This is a genomic window from Sphingobium estronivorans (genome assembly GCF_008692605.1).
GTDB lineage: Bacteria > Pseudomonadota > Alphaproteobacteria > Sphingomonadales > Sphingomonadaceae > Sphingobium > Sphingobium estronivorans.
In genome coordinates, this window is record NZ_LFCT01000002.1 from 1 (window position 1) to 21,128 (window position 21,128).

The 21,128-nt window shown below is 63.5% G+C and carries 23 protein-coding genes; 7 read left to right on the forward strand and 16 right to left on the reverse strand.

All coding sequences use genetic code 11. The annotated features are described in order from the left end of the window. Positions 1-171 precede the first annotated feature (171 nt). The gene (locus F7P65_RS01420) at positions 172-744 is read right to left on the reverse strand and encodes a class I SAM-dependent methyltransferase (protein ID WP_004209667.1); all 573 of its coding nucleotides are present in this window, start codon (positions 742-744) and stop codon (positions 172-174) included. A 153-nt stretch (positions 745-897) separates the two neighbouring features. Then, positions 898-1,464: a hypothetical protein gene (locus tag F7P65_RS01425; protein WP_139181269.1), complete on the reverse strand. Its 567-nt coding sequence runs from the start codon at positions 1,462-1,464 to the stop codon at positions 898-900. Positions 1,465-1,835: 371 nt separating this feature from the next. Here F7P65_RS01425 and F7P65_RS01430 point away from each other — a divergent pair, with 371 nt between their 5' ends. The 7 genes from F7P65_RS01430 to F7P65_RS01465 all read left to right on the forward strand — a co-directional run bounded on the left by F7P65_RS01430 (position 1,836) and on the right by F7P65_RS01465 (position 7,815). After that, positions 1,836-2,537: a hypothetical protein gene (locus F7P65_RS01430; RefSeq protein ID WP_150289981.1), complete on the forward strand. Its 702-nt coding sequence runs from the start codon at positions 1,836-1,838 to the stop codon at positions 2,535-2,537. Further along, complete coding sequence (locus F7P65_RS01435) at positions 2,534-3,199, forward strand: hypothetical protein (protein WP_092956496.1); 666 nt, start codon at positions 2,534-2,536, stop codon at positions 3,197-3,199. Before F7P65_RS01430 ends, F7P65_RS01435 begins: the two co-directional genes overlap by 4 nt. A 108-nt stretch (positions 3,200-3,307) precedes the next feature. Next, complete coding sequence (locus F7P65_RS01440; RefSeq protein ID WP_139181268.1) at positions 3,308-3,772, forward strand: hypothetical protein; 465 nt, start codon at positions 3,308-3,310, stop codon at positions 3,770-3,772. Positions 3,773-3,803: 31 nt separating this feature from the next. Continuing rightward, complete coding sequence (locus F7P65_RS01445; RefSeq protein WP_205451882.1) at positions 3,804-5,180, forward strand: site-specific DNA-methyltransferase; 1,377 nt, start codon at positions 3,804-3,806, stop codon at positions 5,178-5,180. 103 nt (positions 5,181-5,283) lie between these two features. Beyond that, positions 5,284-5,547: a hypothetical protein gene (locus F7P65_RS01450; RefSeq protein ID WP_139181267.1), complete on the forward strand. Its 264-nt coding sequence runs from the start codon at positions 5,284-5,286 to the stop codon at positions 5,545-5,547. Continuing rightward, on the forward strand, positions 5,544-5,813 hold the full coding sequence (locus F7P65_RS01455) for a hypothetical protein (protein WP_150289982.1): 270 nt from the start codon (positions 5,544-5,546) through the stop codon (positions 5,811-5,813). The genes F7P65_RS01450 and F7P65_RS01455 overlap by 4 nt, the downstream gene beginning before the upstream one ends. Positions 5,814-6,633: 820 nt before the next feature. Further along, positions 6,634-7,815 (forward strand): hypothetical protein, encoded by a 1,182-nt coding sequence (locus F7P65_RS01465; protein ID WP_150289983.1) that lies wholly within the window; start codon positions 6,634-6,636, stop codon positions 7,813-7,815. Between the two features lie 43 nt (positions 7,816-7,858). On the opposite strand, the gene F7P65_RS01470 is transcribed toward F7P65_RS01465, so the two are convergent. The 14 genes from F7P65_RS01470 to F7P65_RS01535 form a co-directional block, all read right to left on the reverse strand. Then, a complete protein-coding gene (locus tag F7P65_RS01470) occupies positions 7,859-8,077 on the reverse strand; it encodes a helix-turn-helix transcriptional regulator (protein WP_150289984.1) in 219 nt (72 codons plus the stop codon). Beyond that, entirely contained in the window at positions 8,074-8,292 is a 219-nt protein-coding gene (locus F7P65_RS01475; RefSeq protein ID WP_150289985.1) for a DUF2274 domain-containing protein, read from the reverse strand. The genes F7P65_RS01470 and F7P65_RS01475 overlap by 4 nt, the downstream gene beginning before the upstream one ends. A 9-nt stretch (positions 8,293-8,301) precedes the next feature. Beyond that, the gene (locus F7P65_RS01480; RefSeq protein WP_150289986.1) at positions 8,302-9,495 is read right to left on the reverse strand and encodes a TraB/TrbI/VirB10 family type IV secretion system protein; all 1,194 of its coding nucleotides are present in this window, start codon (positions 9,493-9,495) and stop codon (positions 8,302-8,304) included. Further along, the gene (gene trbG / locus F7P65_RS01485; RefSeq protein ID WP_150289987.1) at positions 9,492-10,424 is read right to left on the reverse strand and encodes a P-type conjugative transfer protein TrbG; all 933 of its coding nucleotides are present in this window, start codon (positions 10,422-10,424) and stop codon (positions 9,492-9,494) included. Before trbG ends, F7P65_RS01480 begins: the two co-directional genes overlap by 4 nt. Further along, positions 10,421-11,230, reverse strand: coding sequence for a conjugal transfer protein TrbF (gene trbF / locus F7P65_RS01490; RefSeq protein ID WP_150289988.1), 810 nt, complete (start codon positions 11,228-11,230; stop codon positions 10,421-10,423). The genes trbG and trbF overlap by 4 nt, the downstream gene beginning before the upstream one ends. Beyond that, positions 11,230-12,531, reverse strand: a complete 1,302-nt coding sequence (trbL, locus tag F7P65_RS01495) for a P-type conjugative transfer protein TrbL (RefSeq protein WP_150289989.1) — start codon at positions 12,529-12,531, stop codon at positions 11,230-11,232. Before trbL ends, trbF begins: the two co-directional genes overlap by 1 nt. Before the next feature lie 114 nt (positions 12,532-12,645). Further along, entirely contained in the window at positions 12,646-13,392 is a 747-nt protein-coding gene (gene trbJ, locus F7P65_RS01500; protein ID WP_150289990.1) for a P-type conjugative transfer protein TrbJ, read from the reverse strand. Between the two features lie 4 nt (positions 13,393-13,396). Then, entirely contained in the window at positions 13,397-15,835 is a 2,439-nt protein-coding gene (gene trbE, locus F7P65_RS01505) for a conjugal transfer protein TrbE (RefSeq protein ID WP_150289991.1), read from the reverse strand. Then, on the reverse strand, positions 15,829-16,101 hold the full coding sequence (locus tag F7P65_RS01510) for a VirB3 family type IV secretion system protein (protein WP_150289992.1): 273 nt from the start codon (positions 16,099-16,101) through the stop codon (positions 15,829-15,831). The genes trbE and F7P65_RS01510 overlap by 7 nt, the downstream gene beginning before the upstream one ends. Continuing rightward, positions 16,098-16,439, reverse strand: coding sequence for a TrbC/VirB2 family type IV secretion system protein (locus F7P65_RS01515; protein ID WP_205451884.1), 342 nt, complete (start codon positions 16,437-16,439; stop codon positions 16,098-16,100). Before F7P65_RS01515 ends, F7P65_RS01510 begins: the two co-directional genes overlap by 4 nt. Beyond that, positions 16,436-17,425: a P-type conjugative transfer ATPase TrbB gene (gene trbB / locus F7P65_RS01520; RefSeq protein WP_240334150.1), complete on the reverse strand. Its 990-nt coding sequence runs from the start codon at positions 17,423-17,425 to the stop codon at positions 16,436-16,438. The genes F7P65_RS01515 and trbB overlap by 4 nt, the downstream gene beginning before the upstream one ends. Then, positions 17,422-17,838 carry a CopG family transcriptional regulator gene (locus F7P65_RS01525; RefSeq protein WP_150289994.1) on the reverse strand — a complete coding sequence of 139 codons (417 nt, stop codon included), beginning with the start codon at positions 17,836-17,838 and terminating at the stop codon, positions 17,422-17,424. Before F7P65_RS01525 ends, trbB begins: the two co-directional genes overlap by 4 nt. 2 nt (positions 17,839-17,840) lie before the next feature. Next, positions 17,841-19,892 carry a conjugal transfer protein TraG gene (locus F7P65_RS01530; RefSeq protein WP_150289995.1) on the reverse strand — a complete coding sequence of 684 codons (2,052 nt, stop codon included), beginning with the start codon at positions 19,890-19,892 and terminating at the stop codon, positions 17,841-17,843. Positions 19,893-20,007: 115 nt separating this feature from the next. Continuing rightward, positions 20,008-21,126: a PIN-like domain-containing protein gene (locus F7P65_RS01535; protein ID WP_150289996.1), complete on the reverse strand. Its 1,119-nt coding sequence runs from the start codon at positions 21,124-21,126 to the stop codon at positions 20,008-20,010. Positions 21,127-21,128 lie beyond the last annotated feature (2 nt).

The window sequence follows — 21,128 nt, forward strand, 5'->3', positions numbered from 1 at the left end:
GTCCGAATTTCCGGCACCACCTCACAGCGCCGAAAGGTCGCCGCCCCGCTTGCGCCGGCTGACCGAGATTATCGGCGGCCGGTGCCGTCCGATGAGACAGAACAGCAACCGCGCGTCGATCATGCTGGCATTGCCTCGTCATGCCGCGATCTCGCTTGATGCCATTACCGATCACTGCCGCTTTCCTGTCGCCCAATAAAGATGGCAGGGCGGGATGTTCCTCCATTCGTAGCTTTCGCGCAGGCTCGCGAAATGACGCCTCAGCAGCGGACGGATGGCGGTGCGCATCTGGTAGGCCGCCAGCGTGCCGCACGGCGACATGGCCCGCACCGTCTCGCGCATGATCGCCTCGGCGTCGCCCGGCTCGAGCGTCGAGAAGGGCAAGCCCGTTAAAATACAGTCGGCCTCGCCCAGTCCATGCTCGGCAAGGTGGCGATTGACGTCCTGCGCCGTTCCTTGAACGACGATGAGCCGGCGATCGTCGCAGCGCTGCCGCAAAGTTTTGACGAATCTTTCGCCGGTCTCAATCGCCAGAAGAACGGCATCGCGCCGCATGCGCTCCAGCGCTTCGAAGGTAAAACGCCCCGTGCCCGGACCATATTCGACCAGAATGCTGATGCGCTGCCAGTCGAGCGGGGCGAGCATGCGGCGAACCATGCGCGCGCTCGCCGGGACGGCCGAGCCGACCATGCCGGGATTGCGCACAAACTCCGAGACTGCCACCCAAGCTGAATCCTGCGCCATCGCTCTCTCCTTGCAACCGTGACAACGATACTCGCGGCCAGTGGTTCGCGGGGAGGAAGCAGTACCTCGAACTGCGCCGGTGGCGATAATGGTCGTGCTCATCCTGTTCGGCGATTCGCTGGTCCATGGCCTCCTCTCGCCGCTCGGCTCGGCCTAATGGGCGGCGGCCATTGCTATCATCATAATCGAGCGATTGCCCGCCGGGCTGATCGGCATGACCGCTTTCAGGGCGGCGCGGCACGAGAAGTCGATGCTGACCTTTTTCGGCCTCCTAGTTTCGGATCGTTTTACTATATAGCTTATGGGGTCGACGACGGCCCGTTTGCCGGTTGCCACCGGCTGCGAACCCCTGCGGATTGTCGGCCCCTTGTCATCCTGCCGGCCAAACGATCGATGAATATCGGGTTCTGACAAGAGCTGCCCTCCGATCCATCGCTTGCGAACGGCAGCAAAGTCCCAGCCCTCGCCATTGCGCCTCCCGCTTCCGCCGGTCTTCAACGGCAATAAGGTGGGTGGCCGATGGCCATCTAAAGCACGCACGGTCGGCTTCTCGGCAACGAGATGCGGAGCGTCGGAGCGCCGCACAAGCCAACCGGCATAACCTGCACCCCTGCCTGCATATTCCACTTGCCTGCGCACGCCAGTCGAGCAATGTGGTCCTGCTTCCCGTGAAAGCCGGGAAGCGGGGCGTCGAAACCCCTTCTGAACAAGCTCGGTCACGGATTTTCCGGGGCCGGGTGGCATGCGCGCATGTCCAGCCGGCAACGGTAAAGGCGCATGCGCCTGTGTTCAGCAGGTTTCGAACATCCGGCTTCCGAGCCGTCGCCCCGAGAGGACATAGGAGCGACGCACGAGGCCAGCGCCAAGCGCCGCTCCCGAGATGAGGAGCGTGACCACTGAGTGCATCTGCCATCCGTAATGCCGCATCGAAGGGCGAGCTGTCGCGCCAGTCGACCCTGATAGAGACCACCCTCGAATATCATCTCTGCGGAGCGATCACCTCCGAACTCCTGCTGCGCGGGTACGCCTACGAACTGCTGCGCAGCGACCGCGACCTGACCGGCTATGACATCGTCGTCGAGGCCAATGGCGTGACCCGCCACATCCAGTTCAAAACCCAGATTGCGGGCGGCAGGGCCGGAGAGGTGAGCGCTCAGGTAAAACTGGAAACAAAACCGTCGGCCTGCATCATATGGACGACCTATGACCCGGTTACGCTGCGACCCGCCGCGTGGCGGTTCTTCGGAAACAGGCCCGGGCAGCGGATAGAACCCCTCGGCGACCGGATTGCCCGGCACAGCCGTGGCGACCGGGGCTTCCGGCCTGATCACCGCGTGATTGCGGCAAAAAGGTTCGACCGGGTCTCCGACATTGAAGAACTGGTCGACCGCCTCTTCGGCAATACCGATCATGAGATTGCCGGCCTCATCGATCATATGCGTGACCCGCCCAAGCCGGCGGGTGAACCTTGGCTAAACGCCGTGCGAAAAGGGCAATTCGCAGCAATTCCCGAAAACTGCGACTGGGAGAGTTCTGACGGGCTTGCCCATCTGATTGATGGCTATGCGCTCCTCAGGCAGCGGGGCAGGAAAGATCCTGATATCTTTGCCGATCACGCCCTCTCGGTGGCCACGCAGATCGGGCGCTGGTGCGGCTCCCCGTCAGATCTCTGGATAGCACTGTTTCTCGAACATCGCCGCTGGCGGCAGTCCGATCCGCACGAACCCGATCCCTCGCAGCGCATGCTGCTCGACACCCTTGTCCGTCAACTCCGGGAGGCCCTCGTCGCATGAAGAACCATTTCACTGTCGCCGCCATCTCGGCCCTGACCCTGATGGCCGCGCCGGCTGCTGCAAAAGACAGGGAGCCGCGTACATGGCAGGCAACCCGCACCGCTGACCCGGTGACCGGTGTGACGCGATGCGTCGTGTCCGCTCTCGATTATATCGGAAAGACCCGATACTCGCGTACCGGCTTTCTCTATCCCGTGATCGAAAACCATCCCCGGCATGGCCTTCTCGTCGGCGTAAGCAGTGGCGGGCGCTTCAGGCTGCCGACCGGTACCATCCTCTGGCGGGTGGATGACCAGCCCTTTCGGGAAGTGCGGCCAGAAGACGGTCCAGTGACCACTGACATGTCTGCAATGCCGGCGGGTCTCACGCCGCAGGACCCGGTCGCAGCGAAGGCGATGGCCGACGCCATGGCAGTGTCCGGTCGCATGATCATGAGCGCGACCGCCACAAGCAGCTTTGCAGCGGGTGATTCGGCCCGGGCAATGCTCGCAGAAATGCGCAGCGGCCATGGCCTCCTGTTCAGGGCAAAGGCGGCAGCGGCTGATACCGGCCTCCCCGATTCGGGCATGTACCGCGTCGGGCAGATCACGAAGGATGGTCTCAGACCTGTGCCCCTGGATGCATCCCTTCATACGGCTCTGGCGGAATGCAGCATTGAGTGATACATCACTCACATAGCCAGATCCATACCGGCTTGGAAAAATGATAACTACCTATTGATTAGTACCCATGGTTCATGTAGGAACCCCCACGTTGATCTGGAGGTTCCTGTGACCCACGAAGAAATGGACCGGCTGACGGCCGGCATGACCAGCAAGGCCGCCAAGGTGCGGGCGCTCAATGAAGCAGGTGTCAGTACCGGCGACATCAGCCGCTATCTCGATATCCGGTACCAGCATGTCTACAATGTGCTGCTCCGTGCTGGCGCCATCGAGAAAAGCACGCCTCCAAAAGAGGCAAGGGCTGCCGTCCTCGGCGGCGATGGCGAGATCATCATCGGCCGCGTCAACGATGCCGGCGCGATCGAACTGCCTGCGCAGATCATGGAACGCTACGGGCTGATCGCTGGCGAACCACTATACTGCCGCACCCTGGATGATGGGCTCGCAGTGCTGAGCCAGCAGGCCGCCCGCCAAGCAATTACCCAGGCGGCCCGCGAGAAGATGCCGGAGCAGGCCGCCCTCCTCGAAGCCTTGATTGGCGGACTGACACCTCCGCCACCAAAAGCCTGCTGAGTGCCCGGCCCGAACTGATCAGGAGTGAGACATGGATAATGACAATGTCCGGGGGAGCGGACTCATCCGTTCCCTCAAGGTAGAGTTGCGCCCGCTAAAGGCGCTGAAGGAAGCGCCGCGCAATGCGCGCCGTCACAGTGAAAAGCAGATCAGCCAGATCGCCTCTTCGATCCGGCAGTTCGGCTTCACCAATCCCATCCTGCTGGATGGCGAGGGCGTGATCGTGGCAGGCCATGGCCGCTATTCGGCGGCGAAGATGCTGGGAATGGAAGATGTCCCCGTCATCCCCATCGTCGACCTTACCGAAGCCGAGCTGCGGGCGTACGCTCTTGCGGACAACAGGATCGCGCAGAACAGCGGCTGGGACGAGGAAGTGCTGCGGATCGAGTTCGAGGAGCTTCATGCCCTCGAACTCGCCTTTGATCTCGAGATCACGGGTTTCTCCACAACGGAGATCGATCAGTTTCTGCTCGTGACGCCGGAGGAGGCGAAGCTGGAGAAGCTGCCGGAGGTGGATAGCCGACAGACCTGCGGCGTCGAGCGGGGAGATCTGTGGATCCTCGGCAATCATCGCCTGCTTTGCGGTGACACGCGCAGCCCGGACAGCTTTGAGCGCCTGATGGGCGATGATCGTGCCCGTCTCGTTTTCTCCGATCCGCCCTTCAATGTGAAAATCAACGGTCATGTCGGGGGACTGGGCAAGACGAAGCATGCCGAGTTCGCCATGGCGACGGGCGAGATGAGCGTATCGGAATTCGCGGGCTTTCTCGAAACCGCATTCCGCAACGCCGCCGACGTCAGCATGGACGGCGCCATCCATTATCAGTGCATGGACTGGCGGCACGTCGAAGAGATGATGAAGGCTGGTCGCGCTGTCTATTCCGAACTGAAGAACATCTGCATCTGGTCCAAGGACAATGCAGGTATGGGCAGCTTCTACCGGTCGCAGCATGAACTGGTGTTCGTCTGGAAGGTCGGCACGGCCCCCCACCTCAACACGGTCGAGCTGGGGAAGAACGGTCGTTATCGCACCAACATCTGGAACTATCGGGGCGCCACGAAAACCGGAGCGGACGCGGAGCTGGCGATGCACCCGACAGTGAAGCCGGTTCCGATGATCATGGATGCCATCAAGGATACGTCGAAGCAGGGAGAGATCGTGCTCGATCCCTTCGGAGGATCAGGCTCGACGCTGATCGCTGCGGAGAAGACGAAGCGTCATGGCAGGCTGATCGAATATGAGCCGGGCTATTGCGAGGTGACGATCAGGCGCTGGCAGGCGCTCACCCGCAGGGCCGCCATCCTCGAAGCGACGGGCGAAAGCTTTGCCGATGTGTCGGCGCGGCGCATCGCCGACATGGAAAACATGGCCGATGCGGCCCTTGCCGCGAGTGCAGCCCATGGCTGAGCGCGACAGCAGGGGACGGTTCCCCCGCGGCACTTCTGGTAACCGCCGTGGCCGTCCGAAGTCCGCGAATCGTCGGCTGGAAACTCCCGAGGATCTGGATGACGTGATCATCGAGGTCATGAACCTGCCCACGACCATCCGCACATCCGCCGGGGAAGAGAATGTCCCGCTGTTCAAGGCGACCATGCTTCGCCTTGCGACCGGCAAGGCCGAAAACAGGCTGGCGGCCGTTCATGCCATTCACCTGATGCGCCAGGCGACATATTCGCGTCAGCAGAGGGTGGCGCGGGAAGAAAGATGGCATCGCCAGCTGGAGGAACGGGAGTTGACCGCCGCCATCAATTCCGATGCCGGGCGCGAAAGATGAACAGAGCCCTGGCACCTGCGGCAGCGGATCCTGCTCGTACCACGGTGGAGGATGCCCGGCGGGCGATTCTCGAACTGGCCAATATGAAGGTCAGGATGATCTGCCCCGATGGTCGGCGACGCACCATCAGCGTACTCGAAGCCCGGCTGATCGAGCTCGCTTCGCCGAACTGCAGCCGACGCATCATGTGCGAGGATTTCATCAGGCAGGTGCGGCAGGCGCTGCTGATGTTGACATATCAGTTGGATGTTGCAGCTTCGCCGTGAGAGCCGCAGAAATCTGCGGTTTTCGTCAAGGGATACGCTGAAATTTCTGTCAGGGTTGGAACAGGCCGGAACTGCCTGTTCCAACCCTTTTTTATGAGCGATCGCGGTAGAATTGCTTCCTGTTTCCGCCTGTTATTGGTCTGGCGCGATATCGTCAAAGTGAATGCATGGAAGGCAATAAAATCAGTAGTTTACGGGATTTTCCACGAGCAATTCGGCACGAGTTTCATCCAGAAAATTGTTGGGAGCTTTTCTTACGCCGTACCGGAGAACAGTATTCGTGCGGGATATCTGGATTTATGCATTACGCCTGCGGCGGCCGCCAAAAGGTGCTGCGAGCCATTCCGTAGTGCGGGGGATAGCAGCAGAGAAAGCTGGGCCAAATTCCGTATCTTTGGTTCGCATCTGACTCTCTGCAGTACCGAACTGAACTGAACGCGCGCGAATTTGCGCCGCTTTTCGACAGATTCTCTAACGTCTGCAATATGTTGAGACTAGGTGGCGGAGCGGGAGGGATTCGAACTCAGGCGCTAAGCGATTGATTTAACGCAGTCCTGTTTCGATCATTCTCGCCGCGTACCATGGAAAGTACCATGCCGACTTTTTCGCCCGAAATCAGCCCTTTGCAGGCTCAGTTCGACGGACTGCCACTCTATCGAACCCACGATACGCTTTCAATCCCGTGGCGACACTTTGGGCGTTCCGGATGTGGAAGCCGAAATGCTAATGCCGGTGGATGGACTCAATTCACCTTTTCTATTCCTGGCAGTCCGATCGCGATCGGATCCTCTGCAGCGATTTCGTTCAGATTGCGCTAGAGATGGCGAAGGCCAAGCTAGAAACTCAATTCGACATCGAACTCAACATCGATCGGGACACCCAAGGTGTGTCTGGGCAGCCGGAGGTCACACGAACGATCCTAGCAAAGCTTCGCGCCTGCGACATCTTCGTCGCCGACATGAGCTTCGTTGGCCGCGCCGATCCATTGGGCGCGGAACCGGGCAAACTGATGCCGAACCCCAACGTGATGATCGAATATGGTTATGCCCGCCATGCCCTCGAAGACAGCCGTATCCTGTTCGTGTTCAACGCCGCGTTCGGATCATTCAAGGACCTGCCATTCGACTTGGCGACCATCCGCCGACCCACCGAATATACGGCGGCGCCCGGCATCAAGGATGGACCGCGCCGAGCGGCTCGTGAGGTGTTCTCAAATCGGTTGGCGGACCACCTCGGCGAGATAATAAAGGTCGTGCTCGCCGCGCGCGCGAACCCCTCCGCAGCCGATGCGGAGGCTAACGCGCGCGCGTACGACAATCTCACCCATCTCGACACGCATGCGGCGCTCCACATGCCTGCGATCGTCTCGCGGCCTTTTTTGCGGGTCCGCCTCGTCCCGTTCGACCTGAACGACGATCACCTCTTCGACCTCACCCAGGTCAAGTCCCTTCGCCCAAGCTTCGCGCCCGGCGGGTTCGCGTCCGAGCGCCGAAAGGACACCATCAGCGCGCGAATGTTCGCGAGCTTCGAGACCCCGCGTCCGATGGCCGAACGTCCAAATCCCGAATCTCGCTGGTACACCCGCATTCTGCGGCCCGGCCTGTTCGAACTGGCGGCCACGATCGGCGAACGCATCGACAATGATCCGACCATCGTCGTCAATGGCCATCAATTGGAAGCGCGCATCGTCGACGCCGCCACTCGCCTCGCTGGACTGGCCAGCGCCCTGGGATTTTCAGGGCGGGCGCTCGTCTCTGCCTCGCTCCATCAGATGGACGATGTCGAGATTCTCTGCGGCCGAACCAGCTGTCGCCTACTTGGACCGCCCGACCACCACATCTCGACCATGTCCATTCCCTCGATTGGGGCCGTTGACGGGATGACGCTACGGCCAATCATCGATGCGCTGTGGCTCGACTTTGGGATGGAGTACGGGTCGCCTTCCTACTCGTCCGGCAGTTGGGCGGGCGAAGAGAAGCAAGGACCCTATCGGCTAGATTGAACCGCGCTCAATGTAGATGGCAACGCCCGGGACGGGACGGCCGTCAGACTTTGCGGCGCTTGCCTTCGAAACCATCCTTCACCTCGTCAATCCAGGCGACGATCTCCCGGTCGCTCCAGCGCGACGCGAATGGCGAAAGCTTGTATGGTGGTGGAAACTTTCCTTCCTGGATCAAACGATAGATCATGGTCTTGCCAAGTCCGACGCGGCGCTTGACCTCGTCGAGCTTGACGAACCGATCCGAGATCTCCGTCTCGCTCATTTTCCGGCCAGGCGGCTGCGAACGAAGTTTCGGTCGCTCTCGAGGAACGCCGCCAACATGGCAGGTACGAGTTCGGTGACAGACTCTTCACGCCCGTACGTTTCCGCGTAAAGCGCCGCGTATTGCTGCAGCATCAGGTGCAGATCGGGCGTGACGGTGATCGCCAGCTTGACCGGAGTCCTGTCCGGCAACCTTGCCAGTTTCAGTTCGGGCATGACGTGCTCCTAGCCGCGCCAAGGCGCGAGAATGAGATCCTTGTGGACGACCAGCCGGACGATCGCTCCGGGCCGGATCGTGATCGTCGGCTGAATGTTGAGATTGCGCGACGTGAGCTGGTCGCCGGCCCGCGATACATTCTGCTGAGTCGACTCCCTGATCGCCTGGACGAGGTCGCTCTCACCGGTAACCGTCAGTTGCGAACCCACTCCAAGCAGCGTGGACAGCGCGACCCCTTTGAGCAGGGCCCAGGTGTGGAAATCGACCTTGTCCTGAAGCCCAGCGTATCCGGACGCATCGGTCGCCGGCACATTGTCGATCCTCATCGAACTGCCGTCCGGCAGCATGATCCGCTGCCAGACGATCAGCGCGCGCTTCTGGCCGAACGCCACGACGCTGTCATAACTGCCGATCAACCGCGATCCCTGGGGAATGAGCAGGATGCGGCCCGTGGGACTATCGAACACCTGGCTGGTCACCTGCGCCGTGACAAGACCGGGTAGATCGGAACGAAGTCCCGTGATCAGGCTCGCCGAAATCACGCTCCCAGCTGAGAGCAGATAAGGCGAAGGTGCTGCTGTCAGCTTGTGCGGGTTGACGTCGTCCGAACGGTCGAGCGTCTCAACGAATTGCGCCTTGCGGCCCTGCGCGTTCGGATCACGATCGGGGTCAAGCGCCGGACTTGCCGTGGGTGTTGGAGTTGGAGCTGGTGTCACTGCTGCCTCAGCAACGATCGGTGTCGAGGCGGTGGTGTGGCCCTTTACTAGGACGTCGGACTCTCGAGCGGCCTTGAGCGCCGCGAGCTGACGCTCACGTTCCTGCGCCGCCTGCTGGGCCGCCGGATCGCTACCGTTTCCGGTTTCCATCGCCACCCTGCGCTGGCTTTCGAGGATCGGGCGTCCGAGGTCTCCAGGCAGCGGTGGACCGAGTTTCGGCGCGTCACCATAGGTCGCGGGCAGTCCATTCAAGGCGTCGGCCGATGGCCGAGTGCTGGGCTCCGACAGTTCCTGGCGATCGGCAACGGCGCTGAACACCCGCGGCTTCAACGCGATCCAGGCTACCGCCATCAGGCTGACCGACCCCAGGGCGGCGATGGCGATGATAACTCCCCGGCGAAAACGGATCGCGCGAGCGGGTTTGGTCCGGATCGCCAAGGTCTCGGGATCGACCTTGGGCGCCGGAGGAATGACGGCCTCGCTCATGAGCGCTTGCCCTTCCGCGAGGCACCACCCTCGGCGATACGACTGATGCGGACTATCTGCTGTTTCCTGGTGCCGAGCCTGAGTTCGGCCACATCGAAGATGCGATCGACGACGTAGAAGCGGCCACGGACGCGGTAGTTGGCGAGTTCGGCCTCTCCGCCCGCACCAATGATGAAGAACGGCGGCGCCTCGCCGACCGCGATGCTGGCCGGAAACTCGACGAACGTTTGACGGCCGTCGTCGAAGGCACGGAGAGGTCGCCATGCAGCCTGGTCACCGCTGATGGTATAGTTGAAATGAAGGCTGTCGACGGACAGACCCTCCGAGACCGGTGCGGCTGCGGCGGCCTGTTCGGCCGCCCGGCGCAGTGCGATCAGCTGGTCCGCGGGATAGGTCCACGACAGTGCCGCCATCGCGGTGCGCGACGTCGCGGTAAGCTGGAGGTGGTAGCTCCGCCGATCGGTCGTGATGACGAGGTTGGTTGCGAGGCCTGACGCGAACGGCTTCACCAATATATGGGTGCGTTTCTCCGTGCCGCTGCCGCTCGTCGTGTCGCCGATCACCCAGCGCACTGTATCGCCGGCGGCAACCGCCACGAGGCTTTCGCCAGGCTGAAGGGCAATGTCGGTCACTGCGCCCGGCGCGGTGTAGACTTGGTAGATTGCGCCGTCCGCAAAGGGAAAGACCTGCACGGCATTCACGAACCCCTGCGCCTGCGGTTCCTGGGTCGCCGCCCTGTTCGCGGTGGCGACGCGGGCCACGCTGGGGCTAATCGGACGTTTGACGCGGACGCGACGGACCGATGGCTTCGAGATTGGTACGACGGCGGGCGCGGCCACCGGCGTCGGCACCTTCGGCGATGCGACGGTCTGCGCGGACGCTGGCGCCGTCGCGAGGGCGATGGCCGATACGGCAAGGATGAATCTCATTGGCGTGACTCCGGGGCGGGCTGCGTAGGCGCAGCGAGATTGGGATCGAGGGGTGAACCGAGCGGCAGGTTGACCGCTGCCGGTGGCGACGGAGCCGGCGGCGCGGATGGTCGCGGCGTCGGCGGATCGAGTTCGCGGCTCCAGTCGACCGCATCGACATAGACGCCGAGCGGATTCCGGCGGAGGGTATCGGCGTCGCTCGGTGGCTTGATCACGATCGTGAGGATAGCGGTCCAGCGCGATGTCCCGGCCTCGGTACCACGCTCGTAGGCGGTCTCGGTCCACTTGACCTGGAACGAACGGTCCGACGCCCGCACCACGCTGGTGACCTGAACCGAAACAGTCCGCTCGCCGATATTAGCGAAGGGATCGGCGCCGCGCGCATAATCGCCGAGGAACTGGCTGCCGCGCTTGGTTGTGAAATCATAGGCTTCGAGCCAGTCCTGGCGAACCAGCACAGGATCGAGCGATCGGCCGCGGACGTTCGCGATAAAGCGTGACAGGTGCCATGCGATCTGCGGATCAGTGGGGTGATAGCCTGCCTCCGCTTCCGAGACGGCGCGTGCCTCGCCCAGCCGGTCGACCTCCACGACATAGGGCGTGATGCGGCTCTGCACCGACTGCCAGACGAGACCTGACGAGAGACCGCCGGTGAGGGCAAGGCACCCGAACGCCATCAGGCGCCAGTTACGCGCTTGCACGCGGGCGGAGCCGATCCGCTCGTCCCACACTTGGCCGGCACGCTGGTACGGCGTCTCCGGCTCCGGGGTTTGTCCGTAACGCTGGACGGCGCGTTTGAAGATCATCAGTCGTCCCTTTCCTTGATATCGGGGGTGGCGGAGGCGCCGCCACGATCGCCTTGCTGCAGGGTGTGCAGCGCGATCTGGCGGTGATGTCGGGCGGTCTGCTGGCCGCGCATGGCTCGTGCCCAAGCCGGGGTGCCGTCGGCATCGGCGGATGATCCTGCTTCGGCCCGGCCGCCGCGGTTGAGAGCATTCCAGGCCGCGGCCCAACCCTGCGAAGCGGCCTCGCCCAGGCCGAGCGCGCTCGAGGCCCGCTCGCGGGCGGCATTGCCGGCGGCGCGTGCCACGCCGCCGAGGCCAGCCGACATCGTCGGTGACGACGCGGTCTCCTTGCCCAGCGTGTAGGCGGTCGAAGCTGCCGATCCCATCGAGGTGCCGGCCCGCACTGCGCCGAGTGCCGCGCCGCCAAGGGCACGAGCACCGCCGACGGCTGCGCCGCCCGCAAGCATCGTGATACCGGCCGCCCCGACGGTCGTGCCGAGCGCGGCACCGGCACCAAGTTGCGGAGCTCCCGCAACGAGGCCCGAGGCAATGCTTGGACCAAAGATGCCGAGACCGAACATGGTCAGGCTGGCGAGCATCAGGCTCAGCGCCTGGCCGATGTCGGGCTCCTGGCCCTGAAGCGCGGCGGTGAACTCGATGAAGAAGTTGGAGCCGATACCGACGATGACGGCGAGCACCATCACCTTGATGCCCGACGAGACCACGTTGCCGAGGACGCGTTCGGCCAGGAAGCTGGTCCGGTTCCAGAGCGCGAATGGTACTAGGATGAAGCCGGCCAGCGAAGTCAGCTTGAACTCGATGATCGTGACGAACATCTGCACCGCGAGAATAAAGAAGGTGATGATGATGATCGCCCAGGCGAACAGCAGCACAGCGATGGTCAGGAAATTGTCGAAGAAGCTGACGAACCCCGTCAGCTCGGACACCTGCTGAAGTAGAGGCCACGCGGCCGAGAAACCTGTCCCCGCGAGGCGGCCGGGTTTGAGAAGATCGGTCGCTGACATGCCGCCGCCGCCCGCGGTGAGGCCGGCCTGCGCGAACGAGCGGAAGATGATGTCGGCAAGGGTCGAAAAGCTGTTCAGGATGAACGCGAACGCGCCGATGTAGAGGATCTTCTTGAGGAAGCGGCCGATCACATTGTCGTCGCCGCCCATCGCCCAGAACAGTCCGGCCAGCGTGACGTCGATGCCGATCAACGTCACGGTCAGGAAGTGGACGTCGCCGCCGAGCAAACCGAAGCCAGCGTCGATGTAGGTGATGAACGCCTGCATGAAGCGGTCGATGACATTGAGATCGTTCACGTCTGTTGGTTCCTCGGCGAAGTGAAAGAGACCGCGGGGCGAGGCCGGGGGAGCAAGACCCCACCCCGCGGCGGACGCCGACGGGAGGCGGACCGTCGCCGCCCTCCGGCGCGCCTATTGGGGGGTGTAGGCGGTGCCGGAACCGAGGAACTTCTTGGTCGCCGCCTGCGCATCGATCTGCGCTTGCGCCTGCCGCGCGCGCTCAATCGTCTCGGCGCGATACTGGGCGGCCATCATGTTCTGGATCTGGAACTGCTGCTTGGCGCTGAGCGCGAGCAGCTGGTTGGTTGCCTGCTGCGCTTGCAACGATCCTTCCGCGCCCTGGCTCTTCGCAACCAGCGAGGACAGGGTCTGGGCATCGGCCGCGACGTTTTCGACGACCTGCGCCTGCACGGTCATCGTATGCTGGTAGGCGGTCATGGCGGTGTCGAGGCGAGAGCGCGCAGCAACGACCTGATCGTTCATCCGCAATGCCTGGCCGAAGCTCTGTGGGAAGAGTTGGTGGAATTGCTGGTCGAGGCCGGAGACCTGGAGCCGGATGCCCTGGGCTTGCCCCATGAGGCGGTCGACCTGCTGCAGCGTCTGGGTAAGCGCCTGCAGCTCGGGGAAATCGATCGTCGTCAGGTTCTTCGCCTGGTTGAGCAGGCTTCGCGCCTGGTTCTGCAGCGACTGGATCTGGTTGTTGATCTGGGTGAGCGTCCGGGCGGCCGTCAGGATGTTCTGGCTGTAGTTGCTCGGGTCGAACACCGTCAGCTGGGCGTGGGCAGGCGTAGTTGTCATGGCCAGGCCCATGGCGAGCGAGCCAGCTGATCCGAGACCAAGGGCGCTCGCGATCAGATATTTGCGGGTAAGGAAACGCATCACATTACTCCTTTGCTTGGGGGGCGGGAAAATCGGCGAGCAGGTCGGCGGCCCAGTCGAGGCCGGCCGACGCGAGGAAGCGGGCCGCGAAATCCGAGGGGCCATCGTCGGCGATCATCGCGTCGATCCGCGATTGCGTGGCGGGGTCCGACGCGCCGCACAGGGCTAGCGCGACCGAACCAAGACCCAGTTCGAACAGCCGATTGCCGCGCGCCGACTGCAGGTAATATTGCCGCTTCGGCGTGGCGCGGCTGACCAGTTCGATCTGGCGGTCGTTCAGGCCGAACCGCTCATAGGCCTCGCGGCTCTGCGGCTCGATCGCGCGATCATTGGGAAGCAGGATGCGCTGCGGGCAACTCTCGATGATGGCCGGCGCGATGCTGCTAGATGCGATGTCGGCCAGGCTCTGCGTCGCGAACAGCACCGCGACATTCTTCTTGCGAAGCACCTTCAGCCATTCGCGAATGCGCGCGGCGAACAGGGGATGGTCAAGGAATATCCAGGCCTCGTCGAGCACCAGCAGGGTCGGCCGACCATCGAACCGCTCTTCCAGCCGGTGGAAGAGATAGGTCAGCACGGGCGCCACCACGCCGGCCTGGCCCATTAGCTCCTCGCTCTCGAAGCACTGCACATCGGCGAAGGCGAGATGCTGCTCGGCCGCGTCGAGCAGCCGCCCATAGGGGCCGTCTAGGGTGTAGGCGCCGAGCGCGGTGCGAAGCGCATTGGATTGGAGGAGCAGAGTCAGCCCGGTAAGGGTGCGTTCCTCCGGCGGCGCAGACGCCAGGCTGCCGAGCGCCGACCAGACGGCATCCTTCACCTCGGGCGTGACGAGGACCTTTTCGTGCGTGAGCAGCGCCGCGATCCATTCCGCCGCCCAGCTTCGCTCGGTGGCGTCATCGATCCTGCGCAAAGGCTGGAACGCCAGCGTCTCACCCGCATCGGCACCGAGTCCGAGCGCGTGGTGTGCGCCGCCCATCGCCAGCACGGCCGCCCGTGCGGAAAACCCCTTGTCGAAGATATAGACCTGAGAGCCCGCGTAGCGCCGAAACTGGAGCGCGATCAACGCGAGCAACACCGATTTGCCGGCGCCCGTCGGTCCGACCACCAGCATGTGCCCGACGTCGCCGACGTGTGTCGACAGGCGGAACGGCGTCGATCCTGCCGTGCTGGCATGGAGCAACGGAGGACCGTCGAGATGGGCGTTGCGGACAGGGCCGGCCCAGACCGACGACAGCGGCATCAGATGCGCGAGGTTCAGCGTGTGGACCAGGGGCTGCCGGACGTTCGCGTAGACTTGCCCTGGCAGCGACGACAGCCACGCCTCGACCGCGTTGACGCCTTCTCGTATCGTCGTGAAGCCGAGCCCGTTGACGATCCGTTCGACCCGCCTGACCTTGTCTTCGACGCCGGCGCGATCACTATCGCTGACCGTGATGGTCGTGGTCAGGTGGCCGAACGCGACATGGTCGCCGCCCAGGACCTGAAGCGCGAGGTCAGCATCGACGACCTTGTTGTCGGCGTCGGTGTCGAGCAGCTGCGACGGCTGATTATACATGATCTCGCGCAGGAGCGCGGTGATCGACTTGCGCTTGTTGAACCACTGCCGGCGCAGCTTGGTCAGCGCCTTGGTGGCGTCGCTCTTGTCGAGCGCGAGAAAGCGCGTGACCCAGCGATAGCCGAAGTCCTGATGGTTGAGCGCATCAAGGATTCCCGGCCGGCTCATGCTTGGGAAGCCGAGCACGGTCAGGGTGCGAAGGTGGGTGCCGCCGAGCTGCGGCTCCAGCCCGCCGGTCAGCGGCGTGTCGACGAGAAGAGCGTCGAGATAGACCGGCGTCTCCGGGACCGCGACATTATGCGGGCGATTGGAGATGGTGCCATGGAGGAAGGTCAGCGTCTCGGAGTCATCGAGCGCGCGGACCTCGGGCATGAAGCTCGCGAAGAGATCCAGGGCGCGATCGCTTTCGGCGATGAAGCTAGACAGCGCTCCGTGCCAGTCGCGACCCTTGTCGGCATCGGGCCGCTCGACGAGCGAACGGCCGGCCGCCTCGGCGCTATCCGGCGTGGGCAGCCAAGTCAGCGTCAAATGGTAGCGGCTCTCGTAGTGCTCGCCTTCGCCGAGGAAGGCGGCGCGGCGTTCCTGGTCAACCAGCCAGGACGCGGCGTCCGGAAAGCCGCTGTCGGGGTAGGCAGATGCCTCGCGACGTTCGGCCTCGAAGAACAGCGCCCAGCCCGTCCCGAAGCGCTTGAGGACATTATTGGCCCGGGCGCAGGCCGAGATCAGCTCGCCCTCGGTTGCGGATTCCAGGTCAGGACCCCGGAAACGCAGCGTCCGCTGGAAGCTCCCATCCTTGTTGAGGATGATGCCGGGCGCGACGAGCGCCGCCCATGGAAGATGGTCCGCCAACCGGTCGGGACGGTGACGATATTCGGCGAGATTCAGCACGCGAGATAGCCTTTCTGGCGGAGATGACGGATCAGCACGGGTGCGAAATCCGGGTCGCGGCGCGCGGCAAAGACAGCGATGCTGTGGCCGACCGCCCAGAGCACAAGACCGGCGATCCATTGCTGGAGGCCGAGGCCGACGGCGGCGGCCAGCGTTCCGTTGACGATCGCCAGCCCGCGCGGTGCGCCGCCGAGCAGGATCGGTGATCCGAGGCTCCCGTGGATGGGAGCCTCGAACCCTTCGAGATGTTGGCCGGCGCCAATCACGCGATCAGCGCCCCACCGCCGAAGCTGAAGAAGCTGAGGAAGAAGCTCGACGCCGCGAAAGCGATCGACAGGCCGAAGACTATCTGGATGAGGCGCCGGAAGCCGCCGCTGCTCTCGCCGAATGCCAGCGTCAGGCCGGTGACGATGATCACGATGACGGCGACGATCTTCGCGACCGGACCCTGGACTGATTCCAGCACCTGCTGGAGCGGTTGCTCCCACGGCATGCCTGATCCCGCCGCCTCCGCGGCGGGGGCTATGGCAAGGATCAGGCCGATGGCCGCGCCGACGAGGAAGGTCGATCCGCGAGACGGAATCTTGGCAAGTTGCATGGTCATTCTCCTTGGGGGTTGAGGGGCGAGAGGAAGTCGGCGAGCGCGTAGGCGCCGGTGTCGGGATCGAGCCCGGCGACACGCGCGATCTGCGAGATGCGGCGCTGGAGGCCGCGTCCGGAGATGAAGACGATGACGTCGATCGCCTCGGCGATCAGCCGGCGCGGGACCGTGACCACCGCCTCCTGGACAAGACCCTCGATCCGGTAGAGCGCGGAGAGCGCGCTATTAGCGTGGACGGTGGCGATGCCGCCGGGATGGCCGGTGTTCCAGGCCTTAAGCATGTCGAGCGCTTCGGGACCGCGCACCTCTCCGACGATGATGCGGTCGGGGCGCAGGCGCAGCGTCGAGCGGACGAGATCGGCCATCGTGACGACGCCCGGTCGCGTGCGGAGAGCCACGGTGTCGGCGGCGGGACTTTGCAGCTCGCGCGTGTCCTCGATCAGGATGACGCGCTCATCGACCCAGGCCATTTCGGCGAGCAGCGCATTGGCGAGCGTGGTCTTTCCCGAGCTGGTGCCGCCGGCGACCAGAATGTTGTAGCGCTGGGTGACGCAGGCCTTCAGCCGGTCGGCAGCGGCCGGCGCCATGATGCCGTCAGCGACATAGTCGTCGAGGCTGTAGAGGCGCTCGGCGGGCTTGCGGATCGAGAAGCAGGGTGCGGTCGATACGGGCGGCAGCACGCCTTCGAACCGCTCCCCCGCGCGTCCCTCGATATGCGGTGGCAGTTCGGCCGAGACGATCGGTGCGTCACCGTGAACCTCGGCCCTAGCATGGGAAGCGACGAGGCGGATGATCCGCTCGACCTGCGCGGCGTCCATCCGCACGCCTGTGTCGGTGCGGCCCTCGCCAAGCCGGTCGAGGCGCAGCGCGCCGTCGGGATTGACCATGATCTCGATGACGCGGGCATCGGCGAGGGCATCGGCGATCGCCGGTCCCATCGCCGTGCGCAGCATCGCGCGCCGCCGGTCTGCGGAGATACCGGCGCTCACCGGCCGGACTCCGTCGCGCCGCCGAACCCGTCGGCGATTGTCCGCCGTCCAGCGGCGATCTGCCGCCCGACCTGGGCGATGAAGGCATCGAACCTCTTCGCGGCGATTGCCCGACCCGCATGATCATTCTCTGCAAGCGGGGCCTGGATCGCCAGCTCATAGCGGACGAACAGGGCCAGTGTTTCCAGCTGGATATGCCCGTCGCGCTCAAGCCGGCCGATTGCGGTGGTCAGACGATCGAGTCGGATGCCGAAGCGATCTTCCAATTCAGATGCGCCGCGGCGGTTGAGCCAGGCTGTGACCGCGTCGGTCAGGATCGCCGATTTGGACGCGCCCGGCTTTGCGGCCAACGCTTCAAGGCGATCGCTCACCGGTTTCGGCAGGAACAGCTGGTGGCGGATCTTCTCGACCATGGTCAGAGGTCCAACTGGAGGTCGCCGGGCCGATGCCCGCCGGAACCATCGGCGCCGGCATCGATGGCGTAGACGGTGCGTGCGGTGCCAAGCGCTCGTGCCTGATCCATCGCGCGCTGATCCGCTGCGGCATCGTCGTCGTCAGCGCCGAGACCGAGCGGATCGGTGGTGACCGGGTCGGGAGTCAGCGGACGATCGATTTCCTGCCCGGGTTGCCGGGCCTGCTCCAAACCTCCCCCAGCATCGCCGCCGGCCTCATCTTCTCCGGCACCGAGACGTGCATCGGTGCCGCGAACGGTGCCTGCCCAAACGTCCGACCGCGCTGTCGGCCGATCGGCATAGTCGCCGCTCGTCAGGTTCGGCGGTGGCAGCACGCGAGCCTTGAAAGTGCTGTCCTCGAAGTAGCGAAGCTTGGTCGCACGGATCGGCGGTGTGCCGGCGACGAGCACAAGCTCGTCGGTCGCGGGCAGCTGCATCACTTCGCCTGGCGTCAGTAGGGCGCGGGCGGTCTCCTGCCGGCTAACCATGACATGCGCCAACCAAGGCGCGAGCCGGTGGCCGGCATAGTTGCGCATCGCGCGCTGCTCGGTGGCGGTTCCGAGCGCATCCGAGATGCGCTTCGCCGTGCGCTCGTCATTGGTCGCGAAGACAACACGAACGTGGCAATTGTCGAGAATGGCGTTGTGCTCGCCATAAGCCTTCTCGATCTGGTTGAGGCTTTGCGCGATCAGGAAGGCACGCACGCCATAGCCGGCGAGAAAGGCGAGGCTCGTCTCGAAAAAGTCCAGGCGGCCGAGCGCTGGAAACTCGTCGAGCATCATCAGCAGCTTGTGCCGGGCAGCCGCGTTCGCCCCATTCTCGGCGTGGAGATGCTCGGTCAGCCGGCGGCCGATCTGGTTGAGCACGAGGCGAATGAGCGGCTTGGTGCGACTGATGTCAGACGGTGGCACGACTAGGTAGAGCGAGACCGGCGACCTGCCCTCGACAAGGTCGGCGATCCGCCAGTCGCAGCGCGACGTAACCCTTGCCACTGTCGGATCGCGGTAGAGACCAAGGAACGACATGGCCGTCGACAACACGCCGGATCGCTCGTTTTCGGACTTATTGAGGACTTCTCGCGCCGCCGACGCGACAACCGGGTGAACGACAGGCGCTTCGGCCGTGCCGAGATGATTTGTAGTCATCATCCGGCGCAGCGTGGCGGTGAACGGACGTTGCGGATCGGACAGGAAGGACGCCACCCGCGCGAGCGTCTTATCTTCCTCGGCATAGAGAATATGGAGGATGGCGCCGACGAGCAGGGAGTGGCTGGTTTTTTCCCAGTGGCTGCGGCGCTCCAGCGCGCCTTCGGGATCGACGAGGATATCGGCGATGTTCTGAACATCGCGGACCTCGTCGATCCCGCGGCGAACCTCCAGTAACGGGTTGTAGCGCGCCGAACGAGCATCGGTCGGATTGAACAGGAGGCAGTGGGAGAAGCGCTGGCGCCAGCCGGCGGTCAGCTGCCAGTTCTCGCCCTTGATGTCATGGATGACGGCCGAGCCTGACCAGCCAAGCAAGGTCGGCACGACCAGCCCAACGCCCTTGCCACTGCGGGTCGGGGCGAACGCCATGATGTGCTCGGGACCGTCATGACGAAGATAACGTGGTCCGGTCCGACCAAGAAAAACGCCGGATTCAGTGAGTAGACCAGCACTACGGATATCCTTCGCGGTGGCCCAGCGTGCGGAGCCATATGTCGTGATGTTCTTGCGTTGCCGTGCACGCCAGAGCGATCCGAAGATCGCGGCGGCGCAGCCGAGCAGACCGCTCGTCGCGGCGATCGCACCGGCCTCCTCGAACAGGGTTGGCGCATAGGCCTCGAACGAGAACCACCAGCCGAACAGGGACCAGGGCAGGTAGACCGGATGACCAAACGCCACGAACCATGGTCGGCCAAGCTCGGGTTGATAGGCCAATTCGGCGGCAGCCCATTGCGTGGCGAACCAGACGCCCGCCAATACGATGGCGAACACAACGATGATCTGTCCGATGAGAAGTTTGGTCGGGGTCATGCGGGCCTCCGCCCGCACGAGAATCAATTCGTGTGGGCTCGGCCGTTAACTTCGACGAAAGCGCTCGATTGAATGAGAGGCTGTCTGGTGACCCAAGGTACCGATCTGGGGACGATCAATCCCCCCGTTCATTCTCCGGGCTGTTCGGGGCGTCGGCTGAGGCGCTGGCGGCTAAAATACTGAGCTCACCATTGATCGCGTCAAGTCGAGCGCGAAGTTGGGATCGGTCGGAGGACAAGCGCTCGCCATCGAGCGTTGGGCTTCCCGAGAGGGTCTGGACAATGCGCTCGCGCTCGTCCTCCAATTCGGAGATTCTGATGACGACGTCATTCGCGTCGTTCGCCTCTCGCTGGCGGCGCTTGGCGCGCTCATCGCCAAGAAGGCTCTTTTCCACCTCGTCTACATTTTCACGGATTTCCTGGTGGCGTTCCGCAGCGACCCGAAGGAAGTTCGTAAACTCATAGATCAGGAATTCCTGACCGTCCGTTTCGCTATGGAATTCCTCGACCAATTCGGGGCGCGGCCCTAGTTTCCGTCCCCTGTAGAGCCACCACCAATCCTCCTTCACGTCGTCGGAAATGAAGACGATTGGCCGCTTCTCCTCCTTCGCTTTGGCTATCATGTCCTTCCAGATGATGAGATCGCCGAACTTATCGAGATCGCCGTCCTTCTTGATATCCTTGAATCCGGGCGGGATCTTCTTGGCGTATCGATCGTCGCCTTCCTTCTTGATCGCCGCGAGACGATCGGCAGGCCATTTTTCACCGACTCGTCCCTCCAGCAGAGCAGTTAGCTCGTCCATGGCGGTCTGGATCTCGTCCTTGGGGTGAGATTGGGCGGCCGCGTCCATGCGGACATGGAAATCTGCCTGGAAGGTCGCGATCGCGGCGAGTTCCCTTTCCACCTCAATGACGGGGTGCGCCCTCAACTGTCGGAGCTTTTCCTCGATTTGCTTCAGGAGACCGTCATAGTCGGCGGTCAGGCGCTGATAGGTATCCTGAGCACCAAATTCGACGTCGAGGCGGTTTCGATGAAACTCCAGGCCAACCTGATAGGGTATCCAGAGGGACTCGCGCAGGATCGTGAATACCCGAATCAATTCGTTTCGGACTTTCGCTGGATGACGGAGACAATGGAGTAGGACATTCGCGTCCGGAACGAATATCGCAGTCTCCCAAAGCGCGGAGATGCGATCGGCGTCGCGGGTGTACCAGCCCGGAAACTTGTCCTTCATCG

Coding starts and splice junctions, on each gene's coding strand:
- F7P65_RS01455 (WP_150289982.1), top strand. CDS start 5,544: ATGAACAGAGCCCTGGCACCTGCGGCAGCGGATCCTGCTCGTACCACG.
- trbJ (WP_150289990.1), bottom strand. CDS start 13,392: ATGCGTTTCCTTACCCGCAAATATCTGATCGCGAGCGCCCTTGGTCTC.
- F7P65_RS01475 (WP_150289985.1), bottom strand. CDS start 8,292: ATGCCCGAACTGAAACTGGCAAGGTTGCCGGACAGGACTCCGGTCAAG.
- F7P65_RS01515 (WP_205451884.1), bottom strand. CDS start 16,439: ATGACCATGCAACTTGCCAAGATTCCGTCTCGCGGATCGACCTTCCTC.
- trbG (WP_150289987.1), bottom strand. CDS start 10,424: ATGAGATTCATCCTTGCCGTATCGGCCATCGCCCTCGCGACGGCGCCA.
- F7P65_RS01420 (WP_004209667.1), bottom strand. CDS start 744: ATGGCGCAGGATTCAGCTTGGGTGGCAGTCTCGGAGTTTGTGCGCAAT.
- F7P65_RS01535 (WP_150289996.1), bottom strand. CDS start 21,126: ATGAAGGACAAGTTTCCGGGCTGGTACACCCGCGACGCCGATCGCATC.
- F7P65_RS01470 (WP_150289984.1), bottom strand. CDS start 8,077: ATGAGCGAGACGGAGATCTCGGATCGGTTCGTCAAGCTCGACGAGGTC.
- F7P65_RS01445 (WP_205451882.1), top strand. CDS start 3,804: ATGGATAATGACAATGTCCGGGGGAGCGGACTCATCCGTTCCCTCAAG.
- F7P65_RS01465 (WP_150289983.1), top strand. CDS start 6,634: ATGGCGAAGGCCAAGCTAGAAACTCAATTCGACATCGAACTCAACATC.
- trbF (WP_150289988.1), bottom strand. CDS start 11,230: ATGATCTTCAAACGCGCCGTCCAGCGTTACGGACAAACCCCGGAGCCG.
- F7P65_RS01530 (WP_150289995.1), bottom strand. CDS start 19,892: ATGACCCCGACCAAACTTCTCATCGGACAGATCATCGTTGTGTTCGCC.
- F7P65_RS01525 (WP_150289994.1), bottom strand. CDS start 17,838: ATGGTCGAGAAGATCCGCCACCAGCTGTTCCTGCCGAAACCGGTGAGC.
- F7P65_RS01480 (WP_150289986.1), bottom strand. CDS start 9,495: ATGAGCGAGGCCGTCATTCCTCCGGCGCCCAAGGTCGATCCCGAGACC.
- F7P65_RS01435 (WP_092956496.1), top strand. CDS start 2,534: ATGAAGAACCATTTCACTGTCGCCGCCATCTCGGCCCTGACCCTGATG.